The following is a 16,707-nucleotide window of genomic DNA, read 5'->3' on the forward strand; positions in this document are numbered from 1 at the left end:
TTGAATATTCAACAAACAGAAGGCAACTAAGTTGACCTCAAACAAAAAAAGCCTCAGATCAATTCAGACCTGAGGCTTTCCTCCTAAATATTAATTAGACTATTTTTTCATTTCAATTATAATCACACCATCCTTGGCTTTTTCACCATACAAATCGGTAGCCGTTTTATCCTTAAGCACTGTAAGCGATTTGATATCATCGCTATCTATATCCTTAAACCTTTCTCCATCAATCTCTTCTCCATCTATAATATAAAGCGGCTGTTTACCATTTGTATTGCCTTTGATACGAACACCTACAGCAGGGGAATGTAACGTCACAGATTCTCCTGAAAGTTTCATATCTTCATTTGTAACTGAACCTTCTTTAGTATTAATCTCAATCACCCCATTTTCATTATCAACACCATATTTATCAAGGGCTGCTTGCCCCTTAACAACATGGATCGATTCAATATCCTCTGCTTCAACTTCATTACCTTCCTTAAGCTCCCCATCAACTATAAATACAGGAGCACTTTCATCATCGGCTGTGAATTTTAATGAATTCATTTGAAAGTTCTCAGTGGCACGAATCGTAAAGTCATCGAAGGATGATGCTTCTTCAGCATTCGCCTTCGTTGTAATCTCAACCACACCATTTTTGGCATCATCACCATATTTATCAATCGCTTCACTACCTTTGATAACATTAACCGATTCAATATCCTCGGCATTTAATTGAGAACCACTATGCTTTGTACCATCAACAATATACAATGGATCTCTTTCATTATCAGTAGATATAGTTAGTGAATTAATTTCAACCTGATTTGTTGATGGTGATTTTTGATTACCAATATTTTCTTTAGTAGATATCTCAACCACACCATTTTCAGCATCCTCACCATACTTATCAATGGCTTCTTGCCCCTTAACTACATTTACCGATTCAATATCATCAGGATTTATATCAACCTCTTTCTGAAGTTTGCCATCAACAAAAAATAAAGGTTCTTTTTCCCCATCTACATTATTAATAACTACGGTTCCTGACCCAACTCCTTCCACCGAAACGCTTCTTGTTTTCAGCACATCACCCTTAAGGGGCATTACATCAGTTAATCCTTTTTCTATAGCATATTCTTTGGTAATAATCTCAATAGCACCATCTTTGGCCGCTTCACCATACTTATCAATAGCAGATTGCCCTTTAATTACATTCATACTATGTATATTATCCGGCTTCAGGTCATCCATTACCCCATCATATATTTTTTCGTTTACAACATATAGAGGTTTTCCCGTAAATTTAGCACTAGAGTTCTTAATAACTGTTTCATAAAACTCGTTAGTTATTACACTAAAGCTCCCATTACTTGAATCTGCTATTCGACCTTTTAAATCATTACCAATTGGTCCAAAACCAATAGCTTTTACTTCATCAGCACTAAGTTTCTCTATTACACTCCAGGACACTTCCTTATTATTAAGTGTAAACGCTGGTCTATCTCTATCGGCGCCATCTAATGTAAAACCTGATTCTGTAAGTAATAAAGTAAATTCCTGACCATTGGAATTGGTTACAGTTACATCACGACCAACCATAGAAGGAGTTTTCTTTTTTTGCAACTCAAACTTCACATTAAATTCCAGCGTTTTACCAAGTAAATCAACATTGGTAACCTTAGGTAACTTGGCTAATACTTTCTCTACTTCAGCATCTAGGAGTTGATTCGATTCCATTGAAAGCTCCGAGCTTCCTCCCGATGACTCATAAGCCACCACTAATACCTCATCAATTCTAACAACATCGCCTTCTTTGGCAGCTCCAATTTGTGGCTGACCAACCTTACCCTTTTTATTTACTGCAACATTAGCAACTACATTTCCTTCAACGCTATTCTGACGAGCTTCGATAGGGTACTTAATATTACGGGCAAAAAACTTTCGCAGATCTTCGGTCGTTTTAATTTCCTTAACATCTTCCTTCACAAGCTTTATTGCTTCAGTCTTTTCTGGATTAGTAAAGGCTAATAAAGCTACTAGCATAACAGCAGCTATACCAACGCTTTTTAGGTGAATAAGAAAACTATTATTTTTTGAATTATTCATCATGATTATTCGTTTTTTGATTAGACTTTGGCTAAAGTTGTTGACCAACTTTAATCCTTTGCTGCCGGGCAAAAAGTTCATTAATGAATATTGATAATGCTTTGGTTCGGAAGTTACTTGCATGACCGCTTTGTCAACACAGAATTCATGGTTTTGAGCAATCAATTGCCTCAACCACCATGCAAATGGATTCCACCATTGTAATATCAATACTATTTCTGCCAGCGAAATGTCAACAGAATGCCACTGTTTGCAGTGGGCTTTTTCATGTTCAAGAATGTGATTACATTCAGGCTTATTTTCCAAAGCCTTAGGCACAAAAATTGATCGATAAAAAGAGAATGGGTTAATGTCTTTATCCCATAACCAGTTTACTTTTAATCCTTCATAAGATGTTTGTGATGATTTACGTCTTAAACTATAAATTATCGAATAGCCCCATAACATACGTACCAGAAAAAACAAAGTCAACAAAAGATAGAAACCCAATGCTAACATAGCCCAATCAATAGGTTCAGAGACTGGCACAACGGCAGTTGTTTGTTCAACACCCTCCAGAATCACAGCCGTAATTTCTACAGCCTCTTTAGGTGGATGCAACAGATTCTTCAACCAAACAGGCATAGCAAATAAGGGCATTATCCATGGTACAAGCAATGCACTTAACAACCATATTCTATTGCGTTTAAATAAACTATCGCGTGATAGGAAAATAACATAGACCAAAACCATTAGTCCAATTATTATTCCAGTCTTAATTTGCCATTCGATAAAATAAGTCATCACTTCTTATTTTCTTGTTCTATTAATTCAATCATTTCTTTTAAATCTTCCACATTAAGCTTCTCTTCCTTTACGAAAAAAGAAACCACATTTTTATAAGAAGAACCGAAATAATCAGAAACTACATTCTTAATAGAAAGCTTACGATATTCTTCCTTGCATATAGCAGGGTAATATTCGTGTGAATTACCGTAAGAATTATGCGCAACAAATCCTTTTTCTTCCAACCCTCTTATTATAGTACTAAATGTATTATAATGCGGCTTGGGATCGGGATGCTTCACCAAAAGATCTTTCACAAAACCCTTTTCGGCTTCCCAAAGAATTTTCATTACATCTTCCTCTCGTTTAGTTAATCGTATTGCTGCCATCTTGCTATAATTTATCGTACCATGAATTCTGTTGACGAAACAAATATAACTATTCATTTCGTTTTATCAACTAAATTTTTCGTTTTTAAACTAATTTTTTAGTTAGCAAACTAAATTACTAGTTTGCATTTCACTAAGCGCTCTATACAAGCCAGCTTTGAGAAGCTTTAACTCAATAAAAAACTACTTAAAGTTAAGATGCAATAGTTGCAATTGTTGCTGACTTAATTCGTTGGCATCATTAAGCAAATTTGTCATCCATGTCATTTTAGCTGCATTTTCCAGTACCTCTACCCGATCAAAAGCTTTTAATAAACTTTCACCAATAGCCAATACACCATGATTTGCCATTAGTATTACATCGCCCTTTAACGCCGCTGTAGAAACTGAATTTGCCAATTCAGGTGAACCAGGAAGTTCATATGCTGCTTTTATGGGTTCACCAATAATAGTGTAGGCTTCGGCCAATAGCTTAGCATTTACCTCACGGTTCATAACAGCAAAGGCACTACTCATTACGGGATGCGCGTGTACTATAGCATTCACATCTGGCCTACTTTTATAAATACTCAAATGCATATCCGTTTCCATGCTTATTTTCACACCTTCATCCACACAAGTGCCATCCATATTAACTATTGCAATCTGTGCTGCTTTTATCTTGCCCTTATCCGTTTCCGATGCAGTTATGGCAATTCTGTTTTTATCAATACGCTTACTTATATTACCTCCCAAAGAAGTGGTTAAACCCTTTTTATACAATCGTCGCATCCACTGCGCCACTTCTTTCTTTATACTAACATCGCTTTCCTTTTGCATCTCGTCATTTTTGTTTACCTAAAAAATAAGGCTTTTCACACGATTAATTCGGCAATTGAGAAATTATTTAACAATCACCCTTTACAATATTAGAGTGAATTTATTAAAAACTCTATTTTTGTCAACCATGAAGTTGAAGATTATTCTCATATATATATTTACTAGCATATTGCTTTTTCCTGGCATTCTAAAAAGCCAGGCTTCAGAAGACAAAGTAGAAAAAGCTAAACCCAAGAGTGGTGAAGGATTACATGCCTTTATGATACGCCATAAATTATCACCCAAGGAAGATTTACAAGTATTTATTGATGCCAACAAAGGAAAGTTTGGTAAAAACAATAGTCTGCTTGCACATCACAGCTATAATATTCCGTCGAAAACAATTGAACTTTACGAACCTCTTTTTGGTAAAGAACGTGAGAAATTCCCTTTGGAATCGAAAGAATTAAAAGGATCGGCCTTTTACCTGGTGTGTGGACATGGAGGACCGGATCCCGGAGCAATTGGCGTTTACGGCAATCATGAATTGCACGAAGATGAGTATGCCTATGACATTACCTTGCGCCTGGCTAAGAAACTCATGGAAAATGGTGCCAAAGTACACCTCATCATTAAAGATAAAGATGATGGCATCCGCGATGGACATTATTTGAAATACGATAATCACGAAACGTGCGACGGCGCAAGCATTCCGCTCGATCAACTTAAACGACTAAAACAACGAACCAATAAGGTAAACGAATTTTACAAAAAAGATACAGAACCCTATAGGCGTTGTTTAGTATTACATTTAGACAGTAGAAGTAAACGTAAACAGATAGATGTTTTTTTCTACCATTACAGAAAAAGTAAAAATGGAAAAATATTAGCCAATACGCTACGCGATACTTTCGATGAAAAATACAATAAACATCAACCATCGCGTGGATTTGAGGGAACAGTGAGTTCGCGAAACCTATACATACTTCGCAATACAACACCTGTATCAGCCTTTGCTGAATTGGGTAATATTCAAAACTATCGCGATCAACAACGCTTTATAAAAGCAGACAATCGTCAGGCTTTGGCTAATTGGCTATACGATGGTTTGAAAAAAGACTTTAACAAATTTAATAAGTAACTTAGCACATAAAACAATACATAAGTATGAAACCAACACTCTTAATACTAGCAGCAGGAATGGGAAGCCGTTATGGAGGCCTCAAACAAATGGACGAACTAGGTCCGCATGGCGAAACCATTATCGACTATTCTGTATACGATGCCATTCAATCAGGATTCGACAAAGTCGTATTCGTTATTCGTGAATCGTTTGCAGACTTATTCAAAGAGCGCTTTGAACCTCGCTTTGCTGGCAAAATAAAAACAGAGTACGTTTATCAAGAATTGGATGATCTACCAGTCGGATTTAGTGTACCCGAAGGACGTGAAAAACCTTGGGGAACAGGGCATGCCATACTAATGGCAAAAAAGGTAATTAACGAACCATTCGCCATTATAAATGCCGATGACTTCTATGGTCGTGAGGCTTACAAACAAGTTTTTGATTTCGTTGCAGAAAGCACTGATGACAACGAATATGCAATGGTAGGCTATTCATTAAACAATACTTTATCTGAACATGGTACAGTATCACGAGGTGTTTGCGAAACAAATGCGAACGATCAGTTGGTGAATATTGTGGAGCGCACAAAAATAGGCTACGAAGAAGAGAAGATCTTTTTCTACGAAGAAGACAGCAAAACTGAACTAACAGGGAAAGAAGCTGTTTCGATGAATTTTTGGGCATTTAAAGCCAATTACTTCGAAAGACTTGAAGACGCCTTTAAGCTATTCCTTGAGGAAAAAGGACAGGAAATGAAATCGGAATTCTATTTTAATGCGGTTGTTGATCAACTCATTAAAAAAGGAGAAGTATCGACAAAGGTTATCAGAACCGATTCAAAATGGTTTGGCGTAACATACAAAGAAGACAAACCATTAGTTCAGGATAAAATCGATCATTTAATTCAGAACGATATTTATCCAGAGAAACTTTGGTAGTATTCGGCATGAAAGAATAGAGGCGATTATCACAGAGGTAATCGCCTTTTTTTATTTATCATTTAGTAATATTTAGAATCCAGAATGCTTTAGAAAAACTCGATGCTACCATTCGCTTCTTAAATAATTCTCATTACAAAGATGCTATCCATAAACATTTATTCTGCATCTACATTTGTTTTAATAATTTACAAAGAATATCTTTAAAGTAGCTATTTGCATTCCCGGAACATTAAAAACGACACAAAAGGTGGTCTTTCACCCTTCTCTGTCTAATGTTGAACATCTAAACTCTTACTAATGAAAGCTACAATTAATCGAAGAGATTTTTTAAAAGCAGGTGCTGTAACCGCGGTTGGCACAGCACTCCTGCCCCATTTTTTGTCGAGCTGTACAAGCGGCCCGGCAGCAACAGGAGGAAACATGACATTACACAACTATCTTGAACACTTCGGGGTAACCGAACAAATAATCAAACAAATCATAAGCGAAGGCCTTTCAAAAGGTGGCGATTATTGCGACGTCTTTTTCCAGCACATGATTGGGAACTACATAGGCCTTGAAGATAAATCTGTTAACAGAGCCTATTCCGACGTTAGTTTCGGTGTTGGTATTCGCGTACTAAAAGGCGATCAAACAGGCTACTCTTTTAGTGAAGAAATAAGTATGGATGCAATGAAATCTGCAGCACGTACAGCAGCTAACATTGCAAACAGTCCGGCTACAGTTGAGCCTATCGCCTTTGAATCGCCAAAACTGCCAAGTTATTATGCGATAAAAACTCCTTGGGAAGAAATTTCAATCAATGAAAAAATACCGTATCTACAGCAAATTAATGAGAAAGTATTTGCCTTAGATAATCGTATTATAAAATCAAATGTTTGGTTTACCGACGAAACGTCCTACGTGCTATTTGCTAACTCCGAAGGAAGAATCACCTTCGACTATCAACCAATGGGTCAGATTTCGGTGAGTTGTACAGCGGAACAGAATGGTAAAAAAGAACAAAACTATTTTGATTTTTCAGGACGAAGGGGAATTGAGTTCTTCACACCCGAAACCATCAACACGCTAGCTAGCGAAGCTGTTAAACGTACCGTATCACTATTTGAGGCTGTTAAACCTAAGGCAGGTGAATTACCTGTTGTATTAGCTGCTGGTAGTTCCGGCATACTATTACACGAAGCCATTGGTCACGGCATGGAAGCTGACTTCAACCGCAAAGAAGTATCCATATTCAGTGACAAAATGGGTAAGAAAGTAGCTAAAGATTTTGTGACCATTGTGGATGATGGAACCAACCAAAACATCAGGGGTTCAATCAATGTGGATGATGAAGGTAACGAATCAGAAAAAACATATCTGGTTGCCAATGGCACCATGAACTCGTACCTACACGATAGAATCAGTGCCAAGCACTATGGTGTGAAACCGACTGGTAGTGGTCGTCGCGAATCATTCCGTCATATGCCAATGCCACGTATGCGTAACACGTATATGGAAAATGGTCCGCATAAAAAAGATGAAATTATTGAAACGGTTAAATATGGCGTATATGCCGAATCGTTCTCAAATGGTCAGGTTATGATTGGTGCCGGCGACTTTACTTTCTATGTAAAATCGGGCTACTTAATTGAAGATGGAAAATTGACTCAACCTATTAAAGATGTTAATATCATAGGTAATGGACCTAAGGTGCTTGCCGATATTGAGATGGTGGCCGACGATCTTAAAATGGCAGAAGGAGGTTGGACATGTGGTAAAAATGGTCAAGGTGTTCCTGTTTCGCAAGGACTACCAACTGTTAAAGTTTCTAAAATCACCGTAGGTGGTGTAAATGCTTAAACCTGTCTAACCCAAAAACAAACAAAAATGACTACTAAAGAACGTAAAGATTTGGCCGTATGGGCCGTTGAATATGCCAAAAAGAAAGGTGCATCTGAAGTAGCTGCATCCATCAATAATTCACGATCGGTTGAAATAGAAGTTCGCGAGCAGAAGATCGAAAAGATAAAAGAATCAACAACCAATGGATTATCATTAAACATCTATCGCGATCATAAATACTCAGGTCATTCAACCAATAACCTGAGCAAAAAAGCATTGGAGAAATTCATTTCTGAAGCAGTTGAAGCAACCAAATATTTATCAGCCGATGAATATCGTAGCTTACCTGATCCGTCTCTTTATCCCGAAAATCTGGAAAAGGATTTGAAGATAGAGGATAAGAGTTATGTGGCTGTGAATCCTGAGAAGAAAGTTCAAATTGCAAAGGACATTGAAAATGTAGCACGAGCGCAGGCGGACAATATTATTTCGGCTACTGGAGGCTATAGCGATGATTTTTCCGAAAGCATCAGAGTGCACAGTAATGGTTTTGTTGGCGAACGCATATCGACCTCATTTTGGGCAGGCGGCGAAGTAACCGTCAAAGATGGCGATGCTCGTCCTGAAGGTTATCATTGGGGCGGCAGTCGCTTCTTCAAACAAATGCCAACAACCGAAGAACTGGGAAAACAAGCAGCTCACCATGCAATTCGTAAAATGGGGCAAACCAAGATAGCTTCGGGCAAATACGATATGCTCATCGAAAACAGAACTGTTGGGCGTCTATTGTATATGTTCATCGGGCCAATGTCAGCTCGGGCATTACAACAAAAAAGCTCTTACCTCGAAGGCATGCAAGGCAAACAAATTGCATCAAGTGCATTAACCATTATTGACGATCCATTTATTCAAGGCGGATTTGCTTCACGCTTGTATGATGGTGAAGGGATTGCTTCAAGAGAGCGCACCATGATAGAAAAAGGAGTACTGAAACAGTACTACATTGATAATTACTATGGCAAAAAGTTAGGGTGGGAACCTAACGGTGGCAGAACATCCAATATTCGTTTTGACCTTGGCCAACGTGGCTACGATGCCATTGTTAAAGACATCAAAAAAGGTATATTGGTAACTTCATTTAATGGTGGCAACTCCAATTCAACCACAGGTGATTTCTCATTTGGAGTCTCAGGCTTTTTAGTTGAAAATGGCATATTGGTTAAACCTGTTAATGAAATGAATATTTCAGGAAACGCTAATCAATTCTGGCAAAAACTAGCCGAATTAGGAAATGATCCTTATCTGTATTCTAGCATACTAAGCCCAACAATGTTATTTAACGACATTGATTTTAGTGGCTTGTAAGACTCATTATGAACAAGGGAAGGTCTCATATGATCTTCCCTTATTAATTTAGGCCACATGATCTACAAAGCTGAATGCTATAAAATTATTGGCTGTTGTATGGAAGTACACAATGAACTTGGATTTGGATTGCTTGAAGCCATCTATCAAGAAGCTTTAGCAGTTGAACTTTCATTACGAAATATTCCATTTAAGAAGGAAGCTCCGTTAACCTGTCATTACAAAAACCAAGAGTTGATGAAGAAGTACTTTGCTGATTTTATTTGTTACAACAAAATAATCCTTGAAATAAAAGCTGTTAGTGAATTGGATGATTCTCATTTCTCACAAATCCTAAATTATTTAAATATAACAAACTCAAAACTCGGCTTACTTATCAATTTCGGAAGTGACACTTTGGAATACAGAAGGGTAATTGTTTAATATTTTACATCATCAACTAATTCCTTCACACCAATTAACACCAATATTCACGAATAGCTTCTCACAAAGCTCTTTCTTACTTATTATTATTGCTCAACCATAATCAAAAAATGAAGCGTGAGCTTTATTTCATTTGTGATAATTCGTGTCCATTCGTGGGCGAAATAAATTATTCTTTAAATTATACCCTTAGAGAATTATATAACACACACTATTCCCATACTATAAGTTATTTAAACATCACCAAGTCAAAACTTGGATTACTTATAAACTTCGGAAGTGATTCACTTGGATACAGAAGGGTAATTGTTTAATATTTTACATCATCAACTAATTCCTTCACACCAATTCACACCAATATTCACGAATAGCTTCTCACAAAGCTCTTTCTTATTATTATCGCTCAACCATAATCAAAATATGAAGCGTGAGCTTTATTTCATTTGTGATAATTCGTGTCCATTCGTGGGCGAAACAAAAAATCCCTGAAATAAAAGCTGTTAGTGAATTGCATGATTCTCATTTCTCCCCACTAATTAACACTAATGTGCACGAATAAAATTCGAGTTTATTTGTGCTAATTCGTGGGCAAAAATTACAATGCCATTCTTGATGTATAAGTGAGCTGTTTACAGGAAAACAGGCTTATACTTATCTCTGTAACCAATTCATGCAATTATACCATCCAAGAATTCACGCCAATTAACACAAATCCTAAAAAAACAAATAGTGTATTTTATTTGTGATTATTCGTGGGAGAATAATAATTACCTATAATTCAACACATATTCCTAAGGCCTTTTTAAATTCACCCTTAGCAATTAGCTCTTTGGCTAGCTGGTGAATGCTTTTTCTTAACTCGACTTTGGACATCGTCGATTTTAAACCCTCATAATCTATTTCTTCTCTATATTTTATTATCTCATCTAAATTTGGCATTCCCGGCAGGTTGGCCAATAAACCTAGGTCATTACCTGTTAACACCTCACTCGTTCTAAAATAATCAGGCAATTTATCCCATCCCATGGCCACAATAGCTCCTGGCTTCTCAACTTCAAAAACGGCGTCTCCAGAAGCGCGACAATAAAAATCTTTTCCCATTCGAGCCACCCAATCGGCTTTTTGAGGATCGACATTTCCATCACTATCTAATATTGATTCATCAATATGAATTTTAAGCACCTCGCAAACCACAAGATTACCAGCCCCTCCTTCACTCCCCGTTTCAATCACATTTAAAACCTTACATTCAAACTGTGCTGGCGACTCCTTCACCCTCAATGGTTTTACCAAATCACTTCCAACAGATGTAAATCCTGCCTTCTCAAATTCATTTACGCCTTTGGCAAATTCATTGCTTGCGAGACTAACCTGATTAACCATTGAATAGTTAACCATATTTATCACCACTTCTGGCACTTCTTTTACATTATCAAAAGTATGCTTGGTAGTATTATCACGTCCCTTACGAGATGGCGAAAACACAACTATCGGCGGATTTGCACCAAACACATTGAAAAAACTAAATGGAGATAAATTAGGTTGCCCATCTTTATCTACTGTACTTGCAAAGGCAATTGGTCGCGGCGCCACGCAAGATGTCAAATATGAAAACAGCTTTGCAACAGGAAGCTCGGAAGGAATTAATTCTAACATATATTTATTCTTTTGCAGGTAAAATCTGACAAAGGGATTCTCCAAAGCCAATTCGCAAACCATCTTTTTGACAATGTGCTCGCATCACAATTGTGTCATTGTCATTAATAAACTTTCGCTCACTTCCGTCGGATAGGGTAATAGGCTTTGAGCCTCTCCAGGTTAATTCGAGCATCGACCCAAAAGATTTATCCGTCGGACCACTAATGGTGCCCGAAGCATACACATCACCAACATTAATATTACAGCCATTCACTGATTGATGAGCTAATTGCTGGCTAATATTCCAGTACAAGTACTTATGATTCGATTCGCAAATCAGGTTCTCCTCTCCCCCCTTTGGCTGTAGAAATACCTCCAGATTAATATCAAAACTTCTTTTACCAGTCGACTTTAAATAGGGCAAAACCTCAGGTTCCTGCTTAGGCGACTGCGTTCTAAAATAATCAAGTGCATCCAAAGTAACAATCCATGGCGATGTGATCGACCCAAAACTCTTTCCTAAAAAAGGCCCAAGTGGCACATACTCCCAGGCTTGAATATCGCGTGCTGATAAATCATTGAAAATGATCATTCCAAAAATATAATCTTCGGCTTCATCCACCGAGATCGAATCGCCCAGTTGCGTTTGCCCACCTGTGACAAATGCCATTTCCAGTTCAAAATCCATCAATTTAGAAGCTCCAAAACTCGGCAAGTCCTGATCAGCTGGTTTCATTTGGCCCTTTGGTCGATGAATATTCGTTCCACTAACTACTATGGATGAACTTCGACCGTGATAACCCACAGGTAAATGTTTCCAATTTGGCATCAAGGCATTGTCCTTACCTCTGAACATGATACCCACATTGGTGGCATGTTCTATACTTGAATAAAAATCGGTATAATCACCCACTGCCATAGGTAATAAATTAACTACTTCATTCTGATCAAATAATACCTGCTTTTTATGCGCATCATTCTCGCGCAAAAGATCATTTACCTCATCAAAAAGATCAGTCAAAACGGCGCGAACATTGGCCCACGCTCTCTTACCCAAAGCCATAAAGGCATTTAATGTATCTGATTCAAACACATTATTCTTTAGTTCCTTTACGCCGTTAAAATAGCCCAGCTCATACAAAGCTGCTAAATCAATGACTACATCACCAATTCGCGTTGCAGCCACTATTTTACCCGATGCCAACTTTATTATTCCATAGGGTAAATTCTGTATCGGAAAATCACTATTAACCTCAACCTTAAGCCACGACTTCTGATTTATATTCATCTTTTATTATAATTATTTCTTTAAAACATATTAAGCAAAAAATCACATTTGGAAAGCTTGAGACATCATTACATCGAACATCAAAACATCCTAACATCTAACTTCCAAACATCCCAAGGCCCTACAATGTTCCCCTTCTTTCCTGCTCCAACTCAATTGATTCAAATAATGCTTTGAAATTACCCTTCCCAAAAGATGTTGCTCCCTTTCGCTGAATAATCTCGTAAAAAACCGTTGGACGATCTTCAACCGGCTTGGTGAAAATCTGCAACAAATAGCCTTCGTCATCACGATCAACCAAAATATGTAAGTCCATTAAGGTCTTAAGCTCTTCGTCAATAGTACCAACTCGTTTAAGTAAATTTTCATAGTAAACATCAGGAATAGTTAAGAACTCAACACCTCTACTTCGCAACTCTCTAACCGTTTTAACAATATCATCGGTTGCCATAGCCACATGTTGCACGCCAGCACATCCATAAAAATCAAGGTATTCTTCTACTTGAGACTTTCGTTTCCCTTCCGCCGGTTCATTAATCGGAAACTTGATGCGTCCATTGCCGTTTGACATTACCTTACTCATTAAGGCCGAATATTCGGTTGAAATATCCTTATCATCGAATGACATGATTTGTTTAAAACCCATCACTTCCGAATAGAATTTGGCCCATACATTCATTTCATTCCATCCCACATTTCCAACCATATGATCAACATATTTAAGTCCTGTTGTGCCAGGTTGATATTGCGGGTTCCATTCTACAAAACCTGGCAGAAAAACACCATTATACTTGCTTCTATCTACAAAAAGATGCACTGTTTCGCCATAGGTATAGATGCCTGAAATACAAACCTCTCCATTATCATCGGAATAAACTTCCGGTGCGCTCCACGATTTAGCGCCTCGCTTAGTTGTTTCTTCATACGATTTAACCGCATCAGGCACCCAAAGTGCCACAAACTTAACTCCATCACCACGTTGTTTGATATGCTCGGCAATTTCTGAATCGGGTTGCAAGGGAGTAGTTAATACTAAAGTAATTTTTCCCTGACGTAGTACATAAGATGTTTTTTCCTTATCGCCAGTTTCTAAACCTCGGTAAGCCAATGGTTGAAACCCAAATGCTGTTTGATAATAATGGGCAGCTTGCTTCGCATTCCCCACATAAAACTCCACAAAATCAGTTCCATCAATTGGGAGGAAATCAGTTGATTGATTAGTCATATTATAGATTTATTTTAGCCATGATTTGTAATAGTCTCTGTCTTCCAATTTCAGAGCTTGTTCAGTTATCTTCAAAGGTTTAAAAGTATCGACCATAACTGCTAACTCCTGCGTTTCTTTGGCTCCAATACTTTTTTCGACCGTACCCGGATGAGGCCCATGAGGTATACCGGTTGGATGCAAAGTAATCTGACCTTTCTCAACCGATTTACGACTCATAAAATCACCATCTACATAATAAAGCACTTCGTCCGAATCAACATTACTGTGGTTGTACGGAGCAGGAATAGACTCCGGATGATAGTCATACAGTCGCGGTACAAAAGCGCATATTACAAAATTATGAGCCTCAAAACTTTGATGTACCGGAGGTGGCTGATGCACTCTACCAGTGATAGGTTCAAAATTATGAATGGAGAAAATGAAAGGGTAATGATAGCCATCCCAGCCAACTAAATCGAATGGATGCGTGGCCATATGATAAGGATAAACCATATCATCCCGCTTTATCAATACTTTAAAATCACCCTTTTCATCAAACGTTTCTAAATTTGAAGGAGGAACTATGTCGCGTTCACAATACGGCGAGTGCTCCAATAACTGCCCCATGTCATTTACATATCGTTTAGGATAGCGAATAGGTGAAAATGATTCGATAATAAAAAAACGATTATCTTCCTGATCTAATTCCACTTGATAAATTGTACCACGCGGGATAACCACGTGATCACCATACTTAAAAGGAAGTTGACCATAAATCGTTTTCACAACACCACTTCCTTTGTGTATAAAGATGACTTCATCGGCTTGTGAATTTTTAAAGAAATAATCCGTCATACTTTTTCGAGGCGCTGCCAAAGACAAATACACATCGTTATTAACAAGCACTGGCACTCTACTGTCGAGGTAATCATCCTCGGCTTGTACATTAAACCCTTTAAAACTTCGGTGTTGCATATTTTTATCGTTGGCAACTATTGGCGCCACCGAATAAGGCTCTTCAATATGCTTAACCATGGTTGGCGGATAACAATGATATGCCAATGTTGAAACATCAGAAAACCCTTCAGTAGATATCAATTGTTCAGCATATAAATCGCCATTGGGTTTACGAAAAACAGTATGCCTTTTGGGTGGCACTTGTCCGAGTTTAAAATAATGGGGCATTGATTTAGTATTATAGATTTACAATTTCATTTCCGGTATTTCACCTTGTACAATCAAGGTTCCTTCTGTTGCATTCTGAATTTCTTCAACACTAACTCCAGGAGCTCGTTCTTTAAGAATAAAACCCTTTTCACCGACTTCAAGAAGCGCCAAGTCAGTAACTATTTTTTTAATGCAATTAGCGCCCGTCAATGGAAGCGTACATTTCTTTAGAAGTTTAGATTCTCCAGCCCTATTGGTATGTTGCATGGCCACAATTATATTATCAGCAGCAGCTACCAGATCCATAGCACCACCCATGCCTTTAATCATTTTTCCCGGAATCTTCCAACTTGCTATATCACCGCTCTCCGACACTTCGAATGCACCCAGTACAGTTAAATCGATATGACCACCTCGAATCATTGCAAAACTCATCGCAGAATCAAAAAAAGCACCATCTGGTAAAATTGTGACCGTTTGTTTGCCCGCATTTATCAGATCGGCATCAACATTTTCAGCCGTAGGGAAAGGCCCCATTCCTAATAAACCATTTTCAGAATGCAAGGTAACATGTATGTTATCAGGAACATAATTAGCCACAAGCGTAGGAATACCAATACCCAGATTAATGTAGTAGCCATCTTTTATTTCAAGCGCAATGCGTTGAGCTATTTGTTCTTTCGTTAAAGCCATATTAAACTTGGTTAGCTAAGGTTAAGCGTTCAATTCGTTTCTCGTAATTTGATCCTTCAAAAATATACTGCACAAAAATCCCTGGCACATGAATATGATTTGGATCTAAGCTGCCAATGGGTACCATCTCTTCCACCTCGGCAATGGTTAATTTTCCAGCCATCGCCATCGCAGCATTAAAATTTTGGGCAGTATCCTTAAAAACTAAATTTCCAGCCTCATCCCCTTTCCAAGCTTTTACCAAAGCAACATCAGCTCGCAAGGCCTTTTCAAGAATATACCTTTGCCCATCAAATACACGCTCTTCCTTCCCTTCGGCCACCTCAGTTCCTACACCTGTAGCAACATAAAAGGCCGGAATACCAGCACCGCCAGCGCGAATCCTTTCAGCAAGTGTACCTTGCGGAACAAATTCCATTTCCACTTCACCTTTCAGCAACATATTCTCAAACTCCTTATTCTCTCCTACATACGAGGCCAATATTTTCTTAATTTGTCTTTTCGACAACCACTTACCAAGGCCGAAATTATCGATACCGATATTATTTGAAATGACAGTCAAATCAATAACATTAGATGCAGCTACTGCATTAATCATGTTTTCCGGAATTCCACATAAGCCAAATCCACCAGCCATAATGGTCATTCCATTTCTGATAAAATGAATAAGATCATCAGCACTATTCACTTGTTTAGACATCATTATTACTTTATATTTTTTTAATGATTACACTCAAAAAAATCCATCCTCTATTGGTTCATCAACACAACACACCTAATCATCATAACTTTGAAACCAATACAATGCATTAATTTTAACTTCTAATCCATTACTTATTTCACATCCTTAAACTCACACTACTTTTAAACTGTAGGTATTTACAAACACAAGGACTTTTTTTATCGATTAAACCACCAATATCTAACAAATTTTAGAGCCCAATGTTTTACCTACTTTCAATTTCACAGCAATTCACAAACAACTTTTC

General features: G+C 37.7%; 15 protein-coding genes. 6 read left to right on the plus strand and 9 right to left on the minus strand.

Annotated elements, in window-relative coordinates:
* Positions 1–99: 99 nt before the first annotated feature.
* From ACRD7B_RS07650 to ACRD7B_RS07660, 3 genes are all read right to left on the minus strand, one after another.
* Positions 100–2,877 carry a M56 family metallopeptidase gene (locus tag ACRD7B_RS07650; RefSeq protein WP_430823906.1) on the minus strand — a complete coding sequence of 926 codons (2,778 nt, stop codon included), beginning with the start codon at positions 2,875–2,877 and terminating at the stop codon, positions 100–102.
* A complete protein-coding gene (locus tag ACRD7B_RS07655; RefSeq protein WP_430823907.1) occupies positions 2,877–3,248 on the minus strand; it encodes a BlaI/MecI/CopY family transcriptional regulator in 372 nt (123 codons plus the stop codon). Before ACRD7B_RS07655 ends, ACRD7B_RS07650 begins: the two co-directional genes overlap by 1 nt.
* A 183-nt stretch (positions 3,249–3,431) precedes the next feature.
* Complete coding sequence (locus ACRD7B_RS07660) at positions 3,432–4,067, minus strand: class II aldolase/adducin family protein (RefSeq protein WP_430823908.1); 636 nt, start codon at positions 4,065–4,067, stop codon at positions 3,432–3,434.
* 127 nt (positions 4,068–4,194) lie between these two features.
* On the opposite strand from ACRD7B_RS07660, the gene ACRD7B_RS07665 reads away from it, so the two are divergent.
* From ACRD7B_RS07665 to ACRD7B_RS07690, 6 genes are all read left to right on the plus strand, one after another.
* On the plus strand, positions 4,195–5,187 hold the full coding sequence (locus tag ACRD7B_RS07665; RefSeq protein WP_430823909.1) for an N-acetylmuramoyl-L-alanine amidase family protein: 993 nt from the start codon (positions 4,195–4,197) through the stop codon (positions 5,185–5,187).
* 26 nt (positions 5,188–5,213) lie between these two features.
* Entirely contained in the window at positions 5,214–6,110 is an 897-nt protein-coding gene (locus tag ACRD7B_RS07670) for a nucleotidyltransferase family protein (protein ID WP_430823911.1), read from the plus strand.
* Positions 6,111–6,410: 300 nt separating this feature from the next.
* On the plus strand, positions 6,411–7,955 hold the full coding sequence (locus tag ACRD7B_RS07675) for a metallopeptidase TldD-related protein (protein WP_430823912.1): 1,545 nt from the start codon (positions 6,411–6,413) through the stop codon (positions 7,953–7,955).
* Between the two features lie 27 nt (positions 7,956–7,982).
* Entirely contained in the window at positions 7,983–9,302 is a 1,320-nt protein-coding gene (locus ACRD7B_RS07680) for a TldD/PmbA family protein (RefSeq protein WP_430823914.1), read from the plus strand.
* Between the two features lie 57 nt (positions 9,303–9,359).
* Positions 9,360–9,725 carry a GxxExxY protein gene (locus tag ACRD7B_RS07685; protein ID WP_430823915.1) on the plus strand — a complete coding sequence of 122 codons (366 nt, stop codon included), beginning with the start codon at positions 9,360–9,362 and terminating at the stop codon, positions 9,723–9,725.
* Positions 9,726–9,835: 110 nt separating this feature from the next.
* Positions 9,836–10,039 carry a GxxExxY protein gene (locus ACRD7B_RS07690; protein ID WP_430823917.1) on the plus strand — a complete coding sequence of 68 codons (204 nt, stop codon included), beginning with the start codon at positions 9,836–9,838 and terminating at the stop codon, positions 10,037–10,039.
* 457 nt (positions 10,040–10,496) lie between these two features.
* On the opposite strand, the gene ACRD7B_RS07695 is transcribed toward ACRD7B_RS07690, so the two are convergent.
* From ACRD7B_RS07695 to ACRD7B_RS07720, 6 genes are all read right to left on the minus strand, one after another.
* Positions 10,497–11,381 (minus strand): flavin reductase family protein, encoded by an 885-nt coding sequence (locus ACRD7B_RS07695; RefSeq protein ID WP_430823919.1) that lies wholly within the window; start codon positions 11,379–11,381, stop codon positions 10,497–10,499.
* Positions 11,382–11,385: 4 nt separating this feature from the next.
* Positions 11,386–12,651 (minus strand): fumarylacetoacetase, encoded by a 1,266-nt coding sequence (fahA, locus tag ACRD7B_RS07700; protein WP_430823920.1) that lies wholly within the window; start codon positions 12,649–12,651, stop codon positions 11,386–11,388.
* Positions 12,652–12,772: 121 nt separating this feature from the next.
* On the minus strand, positions 12,773–13,876 hold the full coding sequence (gene hppD / locus ACRD7B_RS07705; RefSeq protein ID WP_430823921.1) for a 4-hydroxyphenylpyruvate dioxygenase: 1,104 nt from the start codon (positions 13,874–13,876) through the stop codon (positions 12,773–12,775).
* Positions 13,877–13,885: 9 nt separating this feature from the next.
* Positions 13,886–15,043 carry a homogentisate 1,2-dioxygenase gene (locus ACRD7B_RS07710; protein WP_430823922.1) on the minus strand — a complete coding sequence of 386 codons (1,158 nt, stop codon included), beginning with the start codon at positions 15,041–15,043 and terminating at the stop codon, positions 13,886–13,888.
* Between the two features lie 18 nt (positions 15,044–15,061).
* Positions 15,062–15,718: a CoA transferase subunit B gene (locus ACRD7B_RS07715; protein WP_430823923.1), complete on the minus strand. Its 657-nt coding sequence runs from the start codon at positions 15,716–15,718 to the stop codon at positions 15,062–15,064.
* 1 nt (position 15,719) lies between these two features.
* Positions 15,720–16,421, minus strand: a complete 702-nt coding sequence (locus tag ACRD7B_RS07720; protein WP_430823924.1) for a CoA transferase subunit A — start codon at positions 16,419–16,421, stop codon at positions 15,720–15,722.
* Between the last annotated feature and the right edge of the window lie 286 nt (positions 16,422–16,707).

Origin of the sequence: Carboxylicivirga fragile, from assembly GCF_050589805.1 — a bacterium.
Lineage (GTDB): Bacteria > Bacteroidota > Bacteroidia > Bacteroidales > Marinilabiliaceae > Carboxylicivirga > Carboxylicivirga fragile.